Raw genomic sequence first — 19,786 nt, forward strand, 5'->3', positions numbered from 1 at the left:
TCACAATCCCGGCTGGTACACGCAGACGCGGTTCCGCCCTTCCCGCTTGGCCCGGTAGAGGGCGAGATCGGCCCGGTGGATGGCTTTCTCCAACGTGTCCATCGCCGAGTCGATGCAGGCGATGCCGATGCTGGCCGTCAGGTGGAAGCGCACCGCCGGGCCGGGGATCGGCATGCGCGACAGGTGCCGGCGGACCCGCTCCGCCACCACGACCCCTTCGTCGGGCGTGGTGCCGGGAAGGGCGATCACGAACTCCTCCCCGCCAAGGCGGCCGAGCAGGTCGTACTCCCGCAGCACCGACGTGCAGGCGCCCGCCACCAGCCGCAACGCGTCGTCGCCGGTGGCGTGGCCGTAGCTGTCGTTGACATGCTTGAAATGGTCGACGTCGAGGACCATCACCGACATCGGTTCCTGGAAGCGGTTGGCGCGGGCGAGCTGTTGGCGGGCCATCTCCATGAAGGAACGGCGGTTGTAGATGCCGGTCAGCGGGTCCTTGGAGGCCATCTCGCGCAGGGCCTCCTCCATATTGCGCCGCTCGGTGTAGTCGTAGATCCAGGCGAGGTTGACCTGCACTCCCTGGATCACTGCCTGGTTCACCGTGAACAGCGTCCAGAAGGGACAGCCGTCGGCCCGCTTGAACTGCACCTCCATGTTGACGACGGAACCGGAGGTCCGCAGACGCTCAAGCACCCGTGACCGCTGCTGCTCGTCCACGTAGTAGTCCCGCGCGTGGGAGCCGATGACGCGGTCGCGCGGCATGGCGATCAGCTCGGCGAAGCGGGTGTTGGCGAAGATGATGATGCCGTCGCTGCGGCGGGAGACGGAGACGCCGATCGGGCTCTGCTCCAGGATCGTCTGCAGCTTCGCCTCGTCCGGCATGCCCTTGGACAGGTCATGGATGACGCCGACGATGCCGCCGAGCTGCCCCTCGCTGTTGCAAAAGGCGGCCTTGGAGATGCGCGCCGGCTTCAGTGTGCCGTCGGAGACGGGCACCGATTCCTCGTAGGTGCGCTGGCCCCAGTTCACCACCAGATCCTGGTCCATGGCGGCGTGCGCGCTGGCGACCCGCCGATCCATCACCGCGAAGGCCGTGCGCTCGATCAGCCGCTGGCGGGGCAGGCCGGTGAAGCGTTCGAACGCGTCGTTGCAATCGACGTAGCGCCCCTCGGCGTCCTTGAGGAAAACCGGCACAGGCAGCGTCTCGAACAGCACCTCCTTCATCAGGAGCTGGTCGCGCAGGACGGCTTCCACCCGATGGTGCCGCGAGACGTCGGTGACCGTCAACAGCCGCACCGGCTCGCCGGTCGGGCCGTCGGTCTCCGTCACCGCCTCGACCACCCACATCCAGGCGCCGTCACGCCGGCGGTAGCGGCATTCGCGCGACTGCACACCCGGCAATGCCATCGCCGCCAGCTCGTCGCAGTCGAACTCGCTCGCCGAGAGCCCGACCAGCGTCCCCGGTTCGTACCCGAGAATGCGGTGCAGATGCGGGTTGGCGTACAGGATCGTGCCGTCGCCGTCCGCCACGCAGACGCCGGATGGCAGTCCATCATACAGCCGCCACATGACGGGTGTTCCCACCACCTCCCCCACCTGGACCGCTCCATTGGCGTTCGAGTCAAACATACCGCCCGTTTAGCATATCATTTTCTTGCGTCGCAATCAGAGCGTTTGAGCGGATCGTACGAAAGTCAACAGCGGGTGTTCGTGTGCCATCTTGTCGCGCATCGATGGTCATAGATTGGTTGCATCGCTCAGGAGCGCGTGCAGGCGGACCTCTTCTCTTGTGCGGCGCAGCAAACCGAACCGCAACCATTTGGGATTCCACTCGAACCGGCGGACGAGCACGCCGCCACGCGCCAATGTTGCGTAGAGCTCCTGCGTTCCGCCGCCACCATCGGCAAGCCGGAACAGGTGGGTGCCGCCGACCACCCGCAGCCCGCCGGCCGTCAGAATTCCGTCCAGCCGCCGCGACGCGTCCGCCACACGAACGCGTGTGTCGGCGATCCACCCCGAATCGCGCAGCGCCGCCGTCGCCACCGCCAGCGCCGGACCTGCCACCGCCCACGGCCCGATCGCGGCGCGCATATGGCCGGCCAGCCCCGGTTCGGCCACCGCCAGCCCCAGCCGCAGCCCGGCCAGCCCGAAGAATTTGCCGAAGGACCGCAGCACGACCAGCCCCGGCCGGACGTCGCCGCACAGGCTCGCCTCCGGCAGCGTGTCCACGAACGCCTCGTCCACCACCAGCCAGCCGCCGCGGGCGTGCTGCCGTTCCGCGAGGTCCAGGAGAATGTCGCGCGTCAGGACGCGCCCGTCCGGGTTGTTGGGGTTGACGGCCACGACCACGTCGGCATCGGTGCGGGACAGCTCCGGCACCGTCTCCACGGCGTGCCCGGCCAGTGCCCAGCAGCGCGCGTGCTCCGCGTAGGTGGGCCCCAGCACGACCACCCGTCCGCGCGGGCGCAGCAGGGGCAACAGCTGGATCAGCGCCTGCGACCCGGCCGCCGCGGCCAGATGCTCGGCTCCCGGCGCGCCGTAGGCCGCCGCCGCGGCTTCCCGCAGCCGCCGCTCCGCACCCGGTGCCGGCAGCCGGGTCCACAGCTCCGGCTCCAGCGGCGGCAGTGGGTAGGGCCAGGGGTTGATCCCGGTGGACAGGTCGACCCACGGCTCCGGCGCGTCCGGGAACGCCGCCCGCGCCGCCTCCAGATCGCCGCCGTGCAGGATCGGCCCCACGGCGGGCTTGGTGCCGTCCGGCGGATGCTGCATGTTTGCGTCCATCGATACCTTCCTTTCCGGACCCACTCCCGTGAGCCTCGACCTGTCCGTTCTCGCCGCAGCACTGGTCATCGAGGCCGCTGCCGGTTACCCGAATGCATTGTACGCGCGCATCCGCCATCCGGTGGTGTGGATGGGCGCGGTCATCGCACGGCTGGACGCCGCGCTCAACCACGACCACGACAGCCCCGGCCGGCGGCGGGCCATGGGGGTGGTGGCGCTCCTGATCCTGCTCGCCGTCGTGTGGCTGGCGGCGTCGGCGCTGGCGGGCGCGGCGCGTGCCCTGCCCTTCGGCTGGCTGGTTGAGGGGCTGTTGGCCTCCACCCTGCTGGCCCAGCGCAGCCTGCACGACCATGTGCACGACGTAGCGCACGCGCTGGCCACCGGCGGCCTCGACGCCGGCCGGGAGGCGGTGTCGCGCATCGTCGGCCGCAACCCGCAGACGTTGGACGAGCATGGGGTCAGCCGGGCGGCGATCGAGAGCCTCGCCGAGAATTTCTCCGACGGGGTGGTGGCCCCGGCCTTCTGGCTGTTCGTCGGCGGGCTGCCGGGGATCGCGCTCTACAAGGCCATCAACACCGCCGACAGCATGATCGGCCACCGCACCCCGCGGCACGAGGCGTTCGGCTGGGCGGCGGCGCGGCTGGACGACCTTGTCAACCTGCCGGGCTCCCGCCTGTCCACCCTGCTGATCGCCGCCGGTGCGGCGCTGACACCCGGCGCCTCGCCAGAGGATGCGCTGCGGTCCGCCTGGAAGGACGCCGCCCGCCACCGCTCTCCCAACGCCGGTTGGCCGGAGGCGGCGATGGCCGGCGCCCTGAATCTGCGGCTCGGCGGCCCGCGGACCTATGGTGGTGTCCGGATCGCGGATGTCTGGCTCGGCCCCGGTCGCACCGCCGCCACCGTCCACGACATCGACCGCGCCCTGCTGCTCTACCGCCGCACCTGCGCGGCGCTGATCGGTGGGGCGGTGGTGCTGGGAATTGTGCTGTGACTATTGGCTCAAGAGCTAATCGGATGATTCGCCATTCCACTTCGCCTTAAGATGTGCAATAATTGATAGATTATAACATAATAGGATGCATATCATGAATTCTAATTATACTAGGGTTCTGAATCTCGTTGTGGCGTCCCCTGGTGACGTGGACCGCGAAAGAAAAAAACTCTCTGAAGTTGTTGACGAGTTGAATGCTGGGATTTGTCGGAGCCACAATATAACTATTCAGCTGCATACTTGGGAGAGGTTTGCGTATCCAATAATGCACCCCATGGGGCCACAAGGTGCAGTCGATGAAGCGCTTCAAATCGGTCAGTGCGATCTACTTATCGGAATATTCTGGACGAGGTTCGGGACACCTGTTTTGGGAAAGGAATCAGGTACAGAACACGAATTTCTAACTGCTTATAATGCATGGAAGAAAAATGGTTCGCCAAATATTATGATGTATTTCAATAGTAAGCCCTACTCCCCTAAAAGCTATGAAGAAGTGGAGCAGTGGGGTAAAGTCATGCGGTTCAAGAAGACATATCCCGCAGAGGGGCTTTGGTGGGCATATAATGGGCCAAACGAATTCGAGAAAAATATACGTCGACATCTAACATCGCATATAATAAAGAAATATTCGAAGAGGGGGTTTGTTATTACTTCTGATGATATTATCGGCGATTTTGGGGGTGAAGGCGATAAAATTCCACATACTCCTATTTCGAATCCTGATCCTCCTATTGCAGACCCAGTTACTCATATTTTTAAGAATCCAGCATTGAGAGTTGGGGCTTCAATACTTTCTTTCCTTGTATTTTTTTTGTGGATATTCTGGGATGATCGCGTGCCATGTCCTGAAAAGTACAATCCGGTCGTACGTAGCCGAATAGTTACCGCTAATTGTGGTGCTATCGGTGGCAATAACTGTAGCGGAACCCCCACAAATGAAGTTTGTATAAGTTATATGCCGACGGGAAATACTGCTCACCAAAGTTATCTCGCAGCTCCGGTAGTAATTCCCAAAGATGGCCAGCCCACGGCTGGTGTGCATATAACGTACGTTGCTCCAGACCGCACAAAGGTATGTGCAACTGCAAATGCATCGGTTGGGCCGGGAGGAACCAGCACCCGTGTCACTGGAATTCTTCAAGTGACCGAGATGATTTGGGGAAAAGATCCGGCTTGCAGATGATAGAGATAATAGAGTAATAGCCCAATTTTCAAACTGCGCACAACGTACAGTAATTTTTTGTGCATAGAATTTTGATTTTCTTAAGAAGTATGCTTAGGAACGTCAAGTGGTTTTAGAGTGGAAACTAGTCACCGGCCACTGCCTCCAGCAACCCCGCCACATCCACGCACGCCTCCAGCCGCTCCGCCAGAGTGTCCAGCGTCCGCTCCACCGTCCCGTCGTAGGCGAGCCCCCCGCCCGTGCCGCCGAGCGCGCGCAGGAAGGCCCCGCGGAAGCCGTCCGCCGCGAACAGTCCATGCAGGTAGCAGCCGGCGACCCGCCCGTCGGCGGACACCGCACCGTCCGTGCCCTCCGCCAGATCCAGCCCCAAATCCAGCAGGGGGCGGGCGCGGTCGGGGCCGTCGGTGCGGCCCATGTGCATCTCGTAGCCGCGCACCGTCTCGCCGGTGGTGCGCTCGCGCCCGGCGGCCTCGGTCAGCACCTTCGGCCCGCTCATCACCGTATCGACGGCGAGCAGCCCCAGCCCCTCGGCCTCGCCCGGCGGCCCCTCGATGCCGTCGGGGTCGGCGATTCGGCGGCCCAGCATCTGGTAGCCGCCACAAATGCCGAGCACCCGCCCGCCGCGGCGCCAGTGGGCGCGCAGGTCGATGTCCCAGCCCTGAGCGCGCAGGAAGGCCAGATCGGCGATGGTCGCCTTGCTGCCCGGCAGCACGATCAGGTCGGCGTCGCCCGGCAGAGGTTTGCCCGGCGGCACCATGCTCAGGGACACCTCCGGTTCCAGCGCCAGCGGGTCGAAATCGTCGAAGTTGGCGATGCGCGACAGCATCGGCACAGCGATGCGGATCGGGCCGCCGGCCCGCGTCCGCCAGGTGTCGAGCGCCACCGCGTCCTCCGCCGGCAGCATCGCCGCCTCGCGCAGCCAGGGCACCACCCCGAAGCCGCGCCAGCCCGTGCGCTCTCCGATCACCCGCAGGCCGCCGTCGAACAGCCGCACGTCGCCGCGGAACTTGTTGATCAGGAAGCCGCGCACCAGCGCCCGGTCCTCCGGCTCCAGCAGCGCGTGGGTGCCGACCAGCGACGCGATGACGCCGCCGCGGTCGATGTCGCCGACCAGCACCACCGGCACCCCGGCCGCGGTGGCGAAGCCCATGTTGGCGATGTCCCCGGCGCGCAGGTTCACCTCCGCCGGGCTGCCGGCGCCTTCGACCACCACGAGGTCGCAGTCCTCCCGCAGGCGGGCGAAGCTGTCGAGCACGGCGCCCAGCAGCCGGCCCTTGCGCGACTGGTAGTCGCCGGCCTGCGCGGTGCCGAGCACGCGTCCCTGCACCACCACCTGCGCGCCGACGTCGCTCTGCGGTTTCAGCAGCACCGGGTTCATGTGGACCGACGGCGCCACGCCGCAGGCCCGCGCCTGGAGCGCCTGCGCTCGGCCGATCTCGCCGCCGTCCGGCGTGACGGCGGCGTTGTTGGACATGTTCTGCGGCTTGAAGGGCCGCACCGTCAGCCCGCGCCTCAGAAAGGCCCGGCAAAGCCCGGCCACCAGCAGCGATTTGCCGACGTCCGACCCGGTGCCCTGGAGCATCAGCGCGCGGGCCGCCATCAGAACTCGATCCCCGCCTGGGCCTTCACCCCGGCCTCGAAGGGGTGCTTGACGCCCTTCATCTCGGTCACCAGGTCGGCGGCCTCCACCAGCTCCGGCTTGGCGCCGCGGCCGGTGACCAGAACGTGCAGGTCAGGCCGGCGGGCGGTCAGCCCGGCCAGCACCTCCTCGACGGGCAGATAGCCCATGCGCAGCACGATGTTCAGCTCGTCCAGCACGATCAGGCGGTAGCGGGGATCGGCCATCAGCTCCTGCGCCTTGGCCCAGGCGGCACGGGCCGCGGCGATGTCGCGCTCGCGGTCCTGGGTGTCCCAGGTGAAGCCCTCGCCCATCACGAAATGGTCGACCAGATCCTCGAAGCGGTCGAGCGCGAACTGCTCCCCGGTGCTCCAGTTGCCCTTGACGAACTGGATCAGCCCGACCCGCATGCCATGCCCGGCGGCGCGCAGGATCAGGCCGAAGGCGGCGGTGGATTTGCCCTTGCCGTTGCCGGTGTGGACCATGAGAAGCCCCTTCTCGATGGTCTTGGAGGCCACCAGCCGGTCCTGCATCTCCTTGCGGCGGCGCATCTTCTCGGCGTGGCGCTGGTTGATCTCGCTGTCGTCGGTCATGTCCCGTCCCTTTTATCCCTTGAGTGTCATCGGCAGGCCGGCCACCACGAACAGCACACGGTCGGCCGCCGCGGCAACCCGCTGATGCATGCGGCCGGCATGGTCGCGGAAGGCGCGGGCCAGCGCGTTGTCGGGCACGATGCCCTGCCCCACCTCGTTGGAGACCAGCACCACCGTGCCGGCCGCGTCGGCAAGTGCCGCCAGAAGCTCGGCCGTCGCCGCGTCGATGTCGCGCTCCGCGAACATCAGGTTGGAGAGCCAGAGGGTCAGGCAGTCCACCAGCACCGCCCGCCCCTCGCCCGCGTGGACGCGCAGCGCTCCGGGCAGGTCCAGCGGCTCCTCCACCGTGGTCCAGCCGGGGCCGCGGTCGAGCTGGTGGCGGTGGATGCGGTCCGCCATCTCGCCGTCGCCCGGCTCGGCGGTGGCGACGTAGATCCAGGGCTGCGGCAGCGCCCGCACCAGCCCCTCCGCGTGGCGGCTCTTGCCGGAGCGGGCACCGCCCAGCACCAGCGTGACGCGATGGCTCATGGTGCCGCCCCCCTTCGTTGCCACGGGATCGCCCAGCCGTCGCCGCGGCGCAGATCCACGGCGAAGACGCGTTCCGCGGTGCCGCCGTCAAGCACCGCGGAGGGCTCGCCCGACGCCGCGACGCGGCCATGCTCCAGCAGGCAGAGCCGGTCGCAGAAGCGGACGGCGAGCGACAGGTCGTGCAGCACCACCACGACCGCCATCCCCTCCCGCGACAGATCCCGCAGAAGCTCCATGACCTGGAGCTGGTGGTAGGGGTCGAGCCCCGCCACCGGCTCGTCGGCCAGCAGGATCCGCGGCTCCCCGGCCAGCGCGCGGGCCAGCATCACCCGCGCCCGTTCGCCGCCGGACAGGGTGTTGACCGCGCGCGTGGCGAAGCCGGCCACCCCGCAGCGTTCCAGCGCCCGCGCCACGATGCGCCGGTCACCGTCGGTCTCGCCCTGGAAGGCGGCACGGTGCGGGGTACGGCCGAGCATCGCCACGCGCTCCACCGCCAACGGCCAGTGCGCCACCGGGTTCTGCTCCAGATAGCCGATGCGCCGCGCCCGTTCGGTCGGGGTCAGCGCCGCGATGGCCGCGCCATCCACGCGGACATGCCCGGCCTCCGGCACCGTCAGCCCGGCCAGCGCGCCGAGCAGGGTGGTCTTGCCGCTGCCGTTGGGACCGATGAGGCCGACGACCTCTCCGCCCGCGGCGGCGACGGAGACGCCGGTCAGCACCTCCGCCCCGCCCAGCCGGACCCGCAACCCGTCGGCCTCGATGCGCGTCATTAGCCTCGCCTCAGAATGTCGCCCTGACACCCGCGAAGAAGGAACGGCCGGGCGCGTCGTATTGCAAGGTTTCCTGATAGTCGGCGTTGAACAGGTTCTCGATACGCCCGAACACCGCCACCCCGTCGGTCAGCGCGTAGGAGACGTTGGCGTCGAGCACCGTGTAGGCGGCGTTGTCGCGGTCGGAGAAGTTGCTGTCGAGCTGCGGCCCGACGAAGCGCAGGTCGCCGCCGACGTTCAACCGCTCCGTCGCCTGCCAGTCGGCGCCGAGCGCGGCGGCATGGCGCGGGCGGCGCGGCAGCACGCGGCCGGTGTCCAGATCCTCCGAATAGAGGTAGGTGTAGGTGCCGGTCAGCCGCAGCGCGTCGATGGGGCGGTAGGCGACGGCCACCTCCACGCCCAGTGTGCGGGCCCGGGCGATGTTGACGTAAGTGTCGTCGAAGGCGATCAGGTCCTCGAACCGGTTCCAGAAGCCGGTGACGCCGGCCGTCACCCGCTTGCCCCAGAAGGCCTGCTCCACGCCGAAGTCGGCGCCGACGCTCTGCTCGGTGCGCAGGTTCGCGTTGCCGTAGTAGGGGGCGTAGAGCTGGTAGAGGGTCGGCGCCTTGGCGCCGGTGCCGACGCTGCCGCGCAGCGTCGTCCCGCTCTCCTTCAGGAGATAGGCGGCGGTGACGCGGACGGTGTTCTCCGTGCCGAAATCCTCGTTGTCGTCGTGCCGCGCGCCGAAGGTCAGGAACAGCCGGTCGTCGTAGCCGAACAGGTACTGCCCGTAGAAGGAGTTGGTGCCGACGGTACGGTCGAGATCCACGACGGCCCCGCCGCCATAGTCGCTGACGATGCGCGCCGTCTCCAGCTTGCGCTGGGCGCCGAGGGTGAGGGTGTCGTCCTCGTCCACATGGATGTTGGCGCGGTACTCCAGCGTGCTGCGGGTGCCGTCGTAGTTGCTGCGCGGGATGAAGCCGTCCGGCTCGTCGTAGGAGCGGCTGGTGTCCACGACGGAGACCGACAGGATGTTCTCCATCCGCCCGCCGAACAGGCTCACGGTGTTGTCCATCTTGCCGTAGCGCAGGACATGCTTGCCGAAATAGGGCGCGTCGAAGCCGAACCCATCATACTCGCTGCGCAGGTCGAAGATGCCGCCGGCCACATCGACCGTCCAGAATTCGGTCAGGTCCACGCCCGCCTTGCCGGTCAGCGCCCGCTGCTTGGCGCCGTCGTCCTCCGTGGTGTCGGCGACGCGGGAGATGCCGTCGGTGCGCAGATACGCCCCGTTCAGCGCGTAGCCCGCCCGCTCCGTCCCGCCGGAGACGCCGGCCGCGGCGCGGTAGCTGTGGTGGCTGCCGGCCTCCGCCAGCCCGGTCACGGACAGCGGCCCGCGCCCGCGGCTGGTCACGATGTCCACCACGCCGCCCATGGCGTCGTTGCCGTAGAGCGCGCTCTGCGGCCCGCGCAGCACCTCGATGCGGTCGATGCCGGTGGCCAGCAGCGCGTCGAAGTTGAAGGAATTGTCGTTGCTGGAGGGGTCGTTGACCTGCACCCCGTCGATCAGCACCTGCGTCTGCCCCGGATCGGCGCCGCGCACCCGGATCTGCGAGGTCGCCCCCACCCCGCCGTTGCGCGTGATGGTGACGCCCGGCACGGACTGCAGCGCGTCGAGAAGCTGGCTCTTGCCGCGCCGCTCGATGTCGCGGCCGTCGATGACGGTGACGGAGCTGCCGACCTTCTCCGGCGGCGTTTCGATGCGGGTTGCGCTGACGACCACCTCCGGCGCTTCGAGCACCTGGGCCAAGGCGGCTGGGGCGGCTGCGATCGCGGGCGCCAGCGCCGCGAGCGCGGCCCCGGCGTGGAGGAGGGAACGGAGTCGGTGACGGTGGTGCGTGTGTGGCATCGGACGGGTGGTCCCTGACGACGGCGTTGCGGTCCCAGGGGTGGCGCCACGATGCGCCCGCGCATCCGATCCTCGAACTCCGCATGGCACCGCACACCACCCATGGTGGCGTCACCGCACAACGGAACCCCGTCCCACCTGGACACCCCGCCCGGCGGTCGCGTGACGCGCTCGACGGCAGGTCTCCTGGCTCGCGCCTCACCGCGCCCCGCCGCCTTCCCAGTTTCCCAGTGGCGTAATGGCGGAGCGCTCAGCGCCTACAGTTGCGGGGACAGCCACGGCATGGGGCCGAAGCCCGCACCGCGTTCCCTTTTCATCCGCTCTCGCGGAACCGTCGGGGAGGGTGTTAGCGCAGGATGGGGGCGGGGGCAAGGGTGCGTGTCGTCCGATTGCGTGTCCGACCGCTGCCGATATCCCCCGCTTCCAGCACAAGCGGTCAGCGCATGGCCACGGGCCGCAGCGCCGTTCCGGCGACGGTGCCGCGGATCGCGTTGGTGGTCAGGAAATACGCGAACTCGTACACGCGGTCGGCCGCCAGACCCTCCAGGTTGTTGAATTCCATGACGTGCACGCCCTGCTCCACCAGCAGATAGACGTGGACCGGAACGAAGCTGCCGCCATAGGCCTGGGAATCCTCGGGCTTCGCCGGCCCGTACTCCAGGCTCGAGGTGTCCGATCCGAGGATCAGCGCCCCCTTCTGCTCGACCAGCCATTTGGCCGCCGCCAAGCCGATTCCCGCCGTGTCATGCGCGGCGAGCTTGGCGTGGTCGCTGCCGTTCTCGCCCCAATAACGGGCGGTGCCGGTGCGCACCAGGACCACGCTGCCCGGCGTGACATCGACGTTCTGGGCACGGAGCGCGCCCTCGAGGTCGGCGACGGTGATCTCGTAACCGCCGGGCAAGGCCTCGACATTCTTGTACGTCGCGACGTCGATCATCACGCCACGCGCGATGATCGGCGGGATGGTCGTCACGTCGGTCTTCCGCAGCCCGAAGTCACCGCCCCACTCGTCGGCCTTGAAGCCGTTGTAGAAGTGGTTGTCGGGACCATGGGTGATGTGGCCCAGCCCGTCGATCTGGGTGGCCACGTTGTCGTTCATGAAGATGGCGTTGCTGTGCCACGCCGTGCCACCGCCGTTGCCGCCCTCGGGAGTCGTGAAGGGCAGATCCTTCTGGGTCTTGACGCCGTGCGGCGACCGGAAGCTGATGATTTCGGCGGGGCTGTGCCCCGGCCACCGGAACGAGTTGCGGTCGTAGGGAAGGCCGAGATCATACGCCTTCCCCTGGCTGACCAGCCGCAGCGCCGCCAGGCGGGACGCGTCGGTCATCTCGTTCAGGTTCCCGACCTCGTCCTGCGGCCCCCACACCCAGCCCCAGCCCTTGCCCTTGACCCACGCCTTCATGCCCGCGTCCTGAGCGGCAGCCTCCCCCACAAGGAACAGGAGACCCGTCGCCAGGATCATCGTTCGGAGCGTTTCCATGCCTACCTTCCCATCGGTTCTTGGAACGTGTTCTTGCCAGTGCCGCGGATGACCCCGGCCGGCCCGCGCCGTCCGGAAGGGCACTCCGCAAAATGCGGCCGCAGGTGGAGGGAAAGGCGCCTCGACCCGGCACCCCGCAAATCCGCCGGCATCCTGCCACGGCGCCAAACGCAAACCCCCCGAACCATTTGCATTACCAACATTTCGGCCGCCGCCAAGCAAGCGGCGGGCCAGGGATCGGGGTGCTGGGTTTTCAATGAGTTGGCGGTTGGGGGCGTTGGGTGCGTGTTCTTGATTCGGGACGGCGCGGCGTCGGTGGTCGGGTGATATGCGTGGAATCAACGAGTTGGTGTGTACTGATTCGTAACAGTCGCTGTCCAAAAAATTGACGTTGAACGATGGTCGGAGCGTTCGGTGGTGAAGACGGGGGCGAGGATGCGTGGCGGGATATAGGGGGATGCCCTTGCCGTCGTCCGCATCAGTCAGGACCTCTCCATCGTCCGGACCTTGTCGGCCGGAAGGGTGGTATCTGTCGACGGCGTTGCGGTCCCAAGGGTGGCGCAACGATGCGCCCCCGCATCGGGTCCTCAGCACGGCAGACCACCCATGGTGACGTCACCGCACAACGGAGACCCGTCCCACCTGGACACCCCGCCCGGCGGTGGCGCGACGCGCAATGCGGCAGGTCTCCCGGCTCGCGCCTCACCGCGCTCTGCCACCGTCTCAGTCTCTCAGCGGCGTGTTGGCGGAGCGCTCCGCAATTATAGTTGCGCGGGCAACTACGGCTCATGACTTGGGGCCGAAGTCTGTACCGCGTTCCCACTTCATCCACTCGCGAGCCACGCTTGGGGAGGATGGTAGCGCAGGATGGCGGGGTAAGGGATAGTTCTATTTCTGTAAACCACTTGAGTCGGATTTGTCATGGGATAGATTATCTACTTACACTGCGCCTGCTACAGTAAATATACTAGAATTAATATTTAGAATTGCTAGAGCTAGCAATTTTATTTATAATTAATTTTTATTTAGAATTAGTTGCAAAAATAATCATTTTTAAAAAATTCCGATTATTTCTCGGAGAATGATTATATTATTTTTTTTGATCCGAATCTCTCCAATGCCCTCTTCGCCAAAGTCTTCAGAATTTTTCTACAAGATAGAATAAACGCGTCGATCTCGATCGCTGAACCTGACCGCAACGTATATCCATAACTAAATTTACCATGAACAATAGAATTTCTTAGAGCGTATATGGCTTCGTTGAGCAAGTTCTCTTGGGGCGATTTGATAACGCCATGGGAACAAGCTTCGTCCAAAATGTCTTTATCTACTATTTTATTGATTGTCTTAAATATTGTCGCTTTTTCATCTTTTGACAAAAGATCAACTATTCGCTTCGAAAAATCTGCGTCACTGATATTGTGGTCATTTCTCATTCCTTTTATTTGATTAGCGTTTTCAAAGAAAGAATAGTATTCAATTACTCTATAAAAATATATGCATGCTGACATATCATCATACTGAACCAAGCCACTATAGAAAAATCGCAGCGGTTCTATATTTGATACAATTGGCGGTACTTTAATTATCTCGCAATCAGAGCCGTCAGCGCACTCGTCCAAACTGCCGATTTCCGCCTCATTGATCGCTAGCAACTCAGGAACGTATCTGAAATGTTCCTCAAAATATATACAAGAATTTATAAACGCCTGCTCCGCCTCGTCGAAGTCAGCGCCAACGATTCGTACGCTTTCAATCATACTCCATTCTCCATAATATCTCTCTTTATAATGAGATTGAAATACTATGGCAGCGATAGGAGTAGCAGTTCCAAAAGTAATTTCTAGCTCTCCGGATTTAAAGCATACAAAATTTCTCTGTTCAGAATTAATAAAAAATTCGTGATAATTACCAATGCTGAAGCCGGTAAATCCGTGCGCCTTGAAGTTATTTTTATTGCGCTCTTCAATCTTAGAAAGATTTGGAAAGTAATCTCCTTCTGGAAGGACTATATCGCATCCAGCAAGAGGCCAGTTAACTTGGACTCCATCCGCAATCTTCGAATAAAAAAGGTGCGCTCCATCAATTTCTGAAACCAAGGGGTCGAATTCAAAAGGGATAAATGGGCTTGAAGTTTTGGTGACTTCTTTTTGTTTCTTAACAAAACCGAGTTTTTCAGCCATTTTTAGCCTCGCTTCGGATGCTCAAGAAAGCTGTGCAATGTCTACCCTTGACCAAGAGCGGCTACCAAAATCCTTATGTGGCGTACTGAAGCAACTGATCAACCCCGACTCCAAACCGCCTCTGATTGGCACCTTAGGCACGCTCATCATCCTCTCGCGGCGCAATCCCCACCCCCGACCGCGCCAGGATCTCCTTAGCCCGCCCGCGAACGGCCCGCGCCCCGCGGGCAGCGAAGTACCGCTCGGCCTCCGCCTGCGCGCCGACGCGGGCGGCGAGGGCGGTGGTGATGTACTGGTTCAGGCTGACGCCGGCGGCTTCCGCTTGGGCGGCGGCCTGCTTCTCCAGGTCGTCGGGGAGGCGCAAGGGGAAGGTGCTCATTGGCGCAGTCTCCTCAACACGTCTCTCGGGCGCTCGACGGCGATGCCGAAGGATGCGGCGCCGACGCGCATGTCGGCAAGGTTGAAACTGGCGATCACGTCCGCGCTGCCGTTGATCGCGGCTACCAGCACATCATCGGGATCGGCGGTCGCCGTGCGCCACCGGTTGTGGATCACCACGAGCGTGCCGATGGCGGCGAGGTCGTCCAGCACCGCAAGCACGTCCGCCTCACCGATCCCGAACTTCGCAAGATTGCCCGGCCGGGTCAGCACCGCTTCGTACTCCACCAATAACGTGGTCGAAAGCAGCAGATGGGCCTTGCCGTCCAGCAACTCCAGCAGAAGTTGGCGTGACGCCCCGCCCCCGCTGTGGAAGGCCGCGAACATCACATCGGTGTCGAGGACGATCCTCATCATTGTGCCACCTTATGTGATGTTCGTGGCACGGGGCAAGAACAGGGTCACCCCTCCCCCATCCGCCTCGGAAACCGCACCGTGAACCGCGCCCCCTGCCCCGGCACGCTTTCCACGCCGATTCGCCCGCGCAGCTTCTGCTGGACGATGTTGTAGACGATGTTCAGCCCCAGCCCGGTGCCGCCGCCTGTCCGGTTCGTCGTGAAGAAGGGGTCGAAGATGCGGGGCAGGATGTCGGGGGGGATGCCCTTGCCGTCGTCGGCGTAGGTCAGGACCACCTCGTCGTCGGGGCCCTGGCCGACGGTGATGGTGATGGCGCCGCGGCGGCCGGGTTCGAAGGCGTGGACCAGGGAGTTCATGACGAGGTTGGTCATCACCTGGGCGACCGGGCCGGGGTAGCCGTCGACCTCCAGCTCCTCGGGGCAGTCCACCCGCACCGTGTGGCCGACCGGGCGCAGGCGGGGGCCGAGGCTGACCAGGATCTCGTTGATGTACTGGCCGAGGTCGAACACGCGGCGGTCGTCGCGGGTCTGGTCCACGGCCACCTGCTTGAAGCTCTGGATCAGCTCCGCCGCCCGGTGGGCGTTGGCGAGCAGGCGCTGCGACGCCTCCTCCGCCACCGCCACATAGCGGTTCAGCTCGCTGCGGCGGATGTTGCCGCTCTCCAGGCAGGCGCGGAGCGAGGCGGTCTCGTCGGCCAGATGGCTGGCGGCGGTCACGGTGATGCCGACGGGGGTGTTGATCTCGTGCGCCACGCCGGCGACGAGGCTGCCCAGCGCGGCCATCTTCTCCGACTGGATCAGGCTCTCCTGCATCTCGCGCAGCTCGACCAGCGCGCGCTCGGCGCGCTCCTTGGCGGCGCGCAGCTCCTCCTGAGCGTTGCGGCGGAAGGTGATGTCGTAGTGCCAGACGATGTGCGCCGGGCCGCCGTCGAACTCCATCGGCCGCACGTCCAGCAGGCACCACCAGGTGGTGCCGTCGGCGCGCCGGCGCAGCACTTCCATGCCGCTCACCGGACCGTCGGTGCGCAGCGCGTCGAGCAGCCGGCGGGCGTCGGCGGGATCGGCGAAGGTGTCGGCGATGGGCACCCCCAGCACGGCGTTCGACCCCACCAGCCCGAACATCGCGTTGAAGCGCGGGTTGGAGTAGAGCCGCCTGTGGTCGTGGGCGGAGATGATGGAGATGCCGACGGGGCTGGTCTCCAGCATCGTGCGCCAGCGCCGCTCCTGCACCTCGCGCTCGCGCTCCATCGCCTGCTTGGCGATGGCGTTGTCCTTGAACACCTCCAGCGAGCGGGCCATGGCGCCGATCTCGTCGGTCACCGCGGTGCCGTGGATGGGGCGGCTGTAGTCGCCGCCGGCGATCGCCCGCATCGCCTCCATCAGGCTGCGCAGCGGCCGGCGGATGCTCTGCCCGATCAGCCAGGACACCGCGGCGCTGGCGGTCAGGAACAGCAGTCCCGTCACGCCCAGCAGCACGCCGACCCGCCAGATGGCGTTGTCGAACCGGCGCTCCGCCTCCGTCTCGCGCTGGCGCACGTGGGACAGCAGCCGGTCGATGATCGAGGCCATGGCCCGCTGGCCGCCGTCCACCTCGTCGATGACCAGCCGGTTCTGCCGCTCGATGCTGTGGCGCATCACCGACATGGCCTGGCGCAGCAGCTCCACCCGGCGGGCGATGGCGTCGAGCGCGCCGTCCAGGACGGAGTCGTGGGCCATGGCGCGCATGCGCGGGATGGAGGCGACGATGGTGTCCAGGTTGCGCTCCGCCCGGTCGGCGGAGGCCTCGTCCGCCGACAGGTAGAAGGCGGTGGCGGCCAGCAGAGCGTCGGCGAAGGCCTCGCGCGCCTTGCCGAGATGGCCGAGCATCGCCGGATTGCGCTCCCGCGCCGCAGCCTCCAGCGTGGTGTAGAGCACCGGCATCTCCGCACCGGCGTTCAGGATCGCCATGTCGTAGGTGCGGCGCAGCCGGGTCTTGATGTCGCGCAGCGCGTCGAAGCTGCCGAAGAAGCGGTTGGACGCGGCGGTCAGCCTGGACACGTCGCCGGCGATCTCCGGGTCTGGCGCGCCGCTCGCCGCCAGCTTGTCGAGCAGCGCCTTCTGCCGCCCGTCGATCTCCACCAGCAGCGGCTCGGTGGGGGTGTGCAGGTAGCGGTGGACGAGGTTCTGCAGCCGGCCGATGTCGCTGTCGATGCCGACGAACAGCCGGTCGAGCGCGCGCGCCCTGCGCACCTCCTCCCACTGGGTCTGGACGATCCCGGCGCCGCCGATGATCAGGCCGCCGAACACCGCCATCACCAACCCGTTCAGCGCCACCATCAGGAAGATGCGCCGCCCCACGGGGATGGAGCGGATCGAGCGCGCCCACAGCCAGAGCCGCGCGGCGATGCCGCCGCGGGGCATCGCGATCAAACCGGAGCTTTCACCCGCGCTCATGCCGGGCGCGCCGTCAAAGGACAGGGGCGGTTGCAGGGACCGGTCGCGACGCCGTACCGTCGGTCACCATCGCGCTTGCGCCGCCTCCCGCCCCCGGACGCGCGGCACCCCGCGCGCCCCGCGTCCGCAAGGTAGCGGAAGTTCCGAACTTTTGCATCATCCGGCCGATGCTTCGCGGCGGTTGACAAGCCGCGGCATCGCAACATTCTTTCCGACAAAACGACCCTGCATCCGGGGATGGCGCCCGCCCATGACCTCTCTCGAAATCATCACCCGCCGGCCGGCCGGACCGGCCCGCCCGATCCCGCTGCTGTTCGTCCACGGCGCCTATTGTGGGGCCGCCATCTGGGACATGCATGTCCTGCCGTGGTTCGCCGCCCGCGGGTGGGAGGCGCACGCCGTCTCGCTGCGCGGCCACGGTGGCAGCGACGGTCACGACTGTCTCGCCTGGCACAGCCTCGCCGACTATGTGGACGATGTGCTGCGCACCATGGACGGGCTGGACCGTCCGCCGGTGCTGATCGGCCATTCCATGGGCGGCATGGTGGTGCAGCGCGTGCTGCTGCGGCGCGCGGCTCCGGCCGCGGTGCTGATGGCCTCGGCCCCGCCGCAGGGTTTGTGGCAGTCCACCCTGGGCCTCGCCGCCCGGCACCCGCGCGTGCTGGCGCAGATGTCGGTGTTGCTGACGCTGGGCAAGGAGCATGTGGATCTGGAGGAGATCCGCCCGGCCCTGTTCTCCGACCGCATGGACCCGGCGGAGATGGAACGGTTCGTGCCGCTGCTGCAATCCGAATCGCGCCGCGTGCTGATGGAGATGCTGGCCTGGTCGCCCTTCCCGCCCCTGCCACCGCCGTCGATCCCGATCCTGGTGCTGGGTGCCGAGGAGGACCTGCTGATCCCGCCGGAGCAGGTGCGCATGACCGCCCGCGCCCTCAGCACCACCGCCACCCTGTTCCCCGGCATGGCGCACGCCATGATGCTGGAGCCGGGGTGGGAGGATGTGGCGAAGACCATCGACGGCTGGTTGTCCGCGACGCTCGCCGCCCGCGCAGCGTAACGGCGGGCCATCGACCTCCAGCCGTCAGCCACCCGCCGGCAGCGTCAGCGTCACGCGCAGCCCGCCCATGGGCGACTCCGCCAGCGCCACGCCGCCGCCGTACAGGCCGGCCAGCTCCTGCACGATGGCAAGGCCGAGGCCGCTGCCGTCCACCCGCTCGTCGAGCCGCACGCCGCGGCCGAGCACGTCGTCGCGGCGGTCGGGCGGCAGGCCGGGGCCGTCGTCGTCCACATGCACGGCGAAACGCGCGCCGGCAGGTGCCATGACGGTGACGGCCACGCGGGACGCCGCCCATTTGCAGGCGTTGTCCATGACGTTGCCCAGCATCTCCTGAAGGTCCTGCACCTCGCCGCGGAACAGCGCGGGCGCTCCATCCACGGCGAGGACGACGCCGCGCCCGGCGTGCAGCCGGCCCAGCGTGCGGGCCAGCGCGTCGGCCACCGGACGCACCGCCGTCGCCTCGCCCAATGAGCCGGCGGTGGCGGCGGCGCGGGCGCGCGCCAGATGGATTTCCACCTGCCGCCGCATGCGCGCCACCTCGCGGGCCAGCCGGTCGGCGCGCTCGGGATCGCGGGCGGCCAGCGCGTCGGCCTCGTTCGCCAGCACCGACAGCGGGGTCTTCAGCGCGTGCGCCAGATTGCCGGCCTGGGTGCGGGCGCGCTCCAGCAGCACCGCCTTGCCGTCCAGCACCGTGTTCAGGTCATCGGCCAGCGGCTGCACCTCCGCCGGGTAGCGACCGCCCAGCCGCTCCGCCCGCCCCGTCCGCACGGCGGCGAGATCGCGGCGCATGCCGCGCAGGGGCCGCAGCCCCAGCACCACCTGCGCCGCCGCCGCCGCCAGCAGCCCGGCGCCGAGCACCACCAGCGACAGGGTGAGGGTGCGGCCGAAGGCCGCTTTGGCGGCGCCGACATCGGCATCGTCCACCGCCACCGCGATGCGCACGGGGGCGGCCAGATCGGCCAGCGCGACGCTGCGCTCCCACACGCTCAGCCGCTGCCCGTCGGGGCCGGGCAGCGCCGCCGCGTGCACCTCCCCGTCCGCTGGCGCCGGCGGCAGGTCGAGCGCCGCGTCCCACAGGGAGCGCGAGCGCAGCGGCGCGCCCTGCGGCGGGACCACCTGCCAGTAGAGTCCGGAATAGGGCCGGTGGAACAGCGGGTAGGTCGGCTCCCGCGTCAGCACCGGGCGGCCGTCCACCACGGTCAGGGCGGCGACGAGGTCGTCGAGATGGTCGCCCATGCGGCGCGCCTGCTCCGCCTCGACATGGCGGTGGAACAGCCCGTCCAGCACGTTGCCAGCCAGCGCCAGCGCCAGCGTGATCCACACCGCGGCACCGACCAGCAGCCGCGCGCCGAGCGACGCCCGCGCCTTCACGTGCCCACCTTCCACCTCACGCCCCTTCGCCTCGTCCACCCCGACCATCGGCACCTTCCCACTCCAGGTGCCCGAAACAGGCAGCGAGCGCAACTCGGAGCAACAGACGTGCGCGTATA

The 19,786-nt window shown here is 66.6% G+C and carries 16 protein-coding genes and 2 riboswitches; of the genes, 3 read left to right on the plus strand and 13 right to left on the minus strand.

Annotated elements, in window-relative coordinates; translation table 11 throughout:
* The gene (locus HL658_RS06125; protein ID WP_246337343.1) at positions 1–1,566 is read right to left on the minus strand and encodes a sensor domain-containing diguanylate cyclase; all 1,566 of its coding nucleotides are present in this window, start codon (positions 1,564–1,566) and stop codon (positions 1–3) included.
* A 168-nt stretch (positions 1,567–1,734) separates the two neighbouring features.
* Positions 1,735–2,778 (minus strand): threonine-phosphate decarboxylase CobD, encoded by a 1,044-nt coding sequence (gene cobD, locus HL658_RS06130; protein ID WP_211109665.1) that lies wholly within the window; start codon positions 2,776–2,778, stop codon positions 1,735–1,737.
* 28 nt (positions 2,779–2,806) lie between these two features.
* On the opposite strand from cobD, the gene cbiB reads away from it, so the two are divergent.
* The gene (cbiB, locus tag HL658_RS06135; protein WP_343055022.1) at positions 2,807–3,769 is read left to right on the plus strand and encodes an adenosylcobinamide-phosphate synthase CbiB; all 963 of its coding nucleotides are present in this window, start codon (positions 2,807–2,809) and stop codon (positions 3,767–3,769) included.
* A gap of 94 nt (positions 3,770–3,863) precedes the next feature.
* The gene (locus HL658_RS06140; protein WP_180281042.1) at positions 3,864–4,952 is read left to right on the plus strand and encodes a hypothetical protein; all 1,089 of its coding nucleotides are present in this window, start codon (positions 3,864–3,866) and stop codon (positions 4,950–4,952) included.
* A gap of 124 nt (positions 4,953–5,076) precedes the next feature.
* Here the strand turns inward: HL658_RS06140 and HL658_RS06145 are convergent, their stop codons facing one another.
* The 10 genes from HL658_RS06145 to HL658_RS06190 all read right to left on the minus strand — a co-directional run bounded on the left by HL658_RS06145 (position 5,077) and on the right by HL658_RS06190 (position 17,206).
* Complete coding sequence (locus tag HL658_RS06145; protein ID WP_180281043.1) at positions 5,077–6,552, minus strand: cobyric acid synthase; 1,476 nt, start codon at positions 6,550–6,552, stop codon at positions 5,077–5,079.
* Positions 6,552–7,163 (minus strand): cob(I)yrinic acid a,c-diamide adenosyltransferase, encoded by a 612-nt coding sequence (cobO, locus tag HL658_RS06150; RefSeq protein ID WP_180281044.1) that lies wholly within the window; start codon positions 7,161–7,163, stop codon positions 6,552–6,554. The genes HL658_RS06145 and cobO overlap by 1 nt, the downstream gene beginning before the upstream one ends.
* Positions 7,164–7,175: 12 nt before the next feature.
* Complete coding sequence (gene cobU / locus HL658_RS06155; protein ID WP_180281045.1) at positions 7,176–7,691, minus strand: bifunctional adenosylcobinamide kinase/adenosylcobinamide-phosphate guanylyltransferase; 516 nt, start codon at positions 7,689–7,691, stop codon at positions 7,176–7,178.
* Complete coding sequence (locus HL658_RS06160; RefSeq protein ID WP_180281046.1) at positions 7,688–8,461, minus strand: ABC transporter ATP-binding protein; 774 nt, start codon at positions 8,459–8,461, stop codon at positions 7,688–7,690. Before HL658_RS06160 ends, cobU begins: the two co-directional genes overlap by 4 nt.
* A gap of 10 nt (positions 8,462–8,471) precedes the next feature.
* The gene (locus tag HL658_RS06165; RefSeq protein WP_180281047.1) at positions 8,472–10,349 is read right to left on the minus strand and encodes a TonB-dependent receptor plug domain-containing protein; all 1,878 of its coding nucleotides are present in this window, start codon (positions 10,347–10,349) and stop codon (positions 8,472–8,474) included.
* 159 nt (positions 10,350–10,508) lie between these two features.
* Positions 10,509–10,700: riboswitch (cobalamin riboswitch) on the minus strand.
* Between the two features lie 85 nt (positions 10,701–10,785).
* Positions 10,786–11,829: a cyclase family protein gene (locus HL658_RS06170; RefSeq protein ID WP_180281048.1), complete on the minus strand. Its 1,044-nt coding sequence runs from the start codon at positions 11,827–11,829 to the stop codon at positions 10,786–10,788.
* Positions 11,830–12,492: 663 nt separating this feature from the next.
* Positions 12,493–12,688: riboswitch (cobalamin riboswitch) on the minus strand.
* A 226-nt stretch (positions 12,689–12,914) separates the two neighbouring features.
* Positions 12,915–14,012, minus strand: a complete 1,098-nt coding sequence (locus HL658_RS06175) for a hypothetical protein (protein ID WP_180281049.1) — start codon at positions 14,010–14,012, stop codon at positions 12,915–12,917.
* A gap of 133 nt (positions 14,013–14,145) precedes the next feature.
* A complete protein-coding gene (locus tag HL658_RS06180; RefSeq protein ID WP_180281050.1) occupies positions 14,146–14,391 on the minus strand; it encodes a toxin-antitoxin system HicB family antitoxin in 246 nt (81 codons plus the stop codon).
* Positions 14,388–14,804 carry a putative toxin-antitoxin system toxin component, PIN family gene (locus HL658_RS06185; RefSeq protein WP_180281051.1) on the minus strand — a complete coding sequence of 139 codons (417 nt, stop codon included), beginning with the start codon at positions 14,802–14,804 and terminating at the stop codon, positions 14,388–14,390. The genes HL658_RS06180 and HL658_RS06185 overlap by 4 nt, the downstream gene beginning before the upstream one ends.
* A 47-nt stretch (positions 14,805–14,851) precedes the next feature.
* On the minus strand, positions 14,852–17,206 hold the full coding sequence (locus HL658_RS06190) for a sensor histidine kinase (protein WP_246337372.1): 2,355 nt from the start codon (positions 17,204–17,206) through the stop codon (positions 14,852–14,854).
* Positions 17,207–17,489: 283 nt separating this feature from the next.
* Between HL658_RS06190 and HL658_RS06195 the strand changes: the two genes are divergently transcribed.
* Entirely contained in the window at positions 17,490–18,296 is an 807-nt protein-coding gene (locus HL658_RS06195; protein ID WP_180281053.1) for an alpha/beta hydrolase, read from the plus strand.
* A 24-nt stretch (positions 18,297–18,320) separates the two neighbouring features.
* Here HL658_RS06195 and HL658_RS06200 read toward each other — a convergent pair whose 3' ends face one another.
* Positions 18,321–19,715, minus strand: a complete 1,395-nt coding sequence (locus tag HL658_RS06200) for a sensor histidine kinase (RefSeq protein WP_180281293.1) — start codon at positions 19,713–19,715, stop codon at positions 18,321–18,323.
* Between the last annotated feature and the right edge of the window lie 71 nt (positions 19,716–19,786).

It is taken from the genome of Azospirillum oleiclasticum (genome assembly GCF_013423485.1).
In the GTDB taxonomy this organism is placed as follows: Bacteria; Pseudomonadota; Alphaproteobacteria; order Azospirillales; family Azospirillaceae; genus Azospirillum; species Azospirillum oleiclasticum.

Bases quoted from the DNA above. Each gene is read 5' to 3' on its own strand.
- HL658_RS06160 (WP_180281046.1), bottom strand. From the start codon at position 8,461: ATGACGCGCATCGAGGCCGACGGGTTGCGGGTCCGGCTGGGCGGGGCG.
- HL658_RS06180 (WP_180281050.1), bottom strand. From the start codon at position 14,391: ATGAGCACCTTCCCCTTGCGCCTCCCCGACGACCTGGAGAAGCAGGCC.
- cobO (WP_180281044.1), bottom strand. From the start codon at position 7,163: ATGACCGACGACAGCGAGATCAACCAGCGCCACGCCGAGAAGATGCGC.
- HL658_RS06170 (WP_180281048.1), bottom strand. From the start codon at position 11,829: ATGGAAACGCTCCGAACGATGATCCTGGCGACGGGTCTCCTGTTCCTT.
- HL658_RS06185 (WP_180281051.1), bottom strand. From the start codon at position 14,804: ATGAGGATCGTCCTCGACACCGATGTGATGTTCGCGGCCTTCCACAGC.
- HL658_RS06195 (WP_180281053.1), top strand. From the start codon at position 17,490: ATGACCTCTCTCGAAATCATCACCCGCCGGCCGGCCGGACCGGCCCGC.
- HL658_RS06175 (WP_180281049.1), bottom strand. From the start codon at position 14,012: ATGGCTGAAAAACTCGGTTTTGTTAAGAAACAAAAAGAAGTCACCAAA.
- HL658_RS06190 (WP_246337372.1), bottom strand. From the start codon at position 17,206: ATGCCCCGCGGCGGCATCGCCGCGCGGCTCTGGCTGTGGGCGCGCTCG.
- HL658_RS06165 (WP_180281047.1), bottom strand. From the start codon at position 10,349: ATGCCACACACGCACCACCGTCACCGACTCCGTTCCCTCCTCCACGCC.
- HL658_RS06125 (WP_246337343.1), bottom strand. From the start codon at position 1,566: ATGTGGCGGCTGTATGATGGACTGCCATCCGGCGTCTGCGTGGCGGAC.
- cobU (WP_180281045.1), bottom strand. From the start codon at position 7,691: ATGAGCCATCGCGTCACGCTGGTGCTGGGCGGTGCCCGCTCCGGCAAG.
- cobD (WP_211109665.1), bottom strand. From the start codon at position 2,778: ATGGACGCAAACATGCAGCATCCGCCGGACGGCACCAAGCCCGCCGTG.
- HL658_RS06200 (WP_180281293.1), bottom strand. From the start codon at position 19,715: ATGGTCGGGGTGGACGAGGCGAAGGGGCGTGAGGTGGAAGGTGGGCAC.
- HL658_RS06145 (WP_180281043.1), bottom strand. From the start codon at position 6,552: ATGGCGGCCCGCGCGCTGATGCTCCAGGGCACCGGGTCGGACGTCGGC.
- HL658_RS06140 (WP_180281042.1), top strand. From the start codon at position 3,864: ATGAATTCTAATTATACTAGGGTTCTGAATCTCGTTGTGGCGTCCCCT.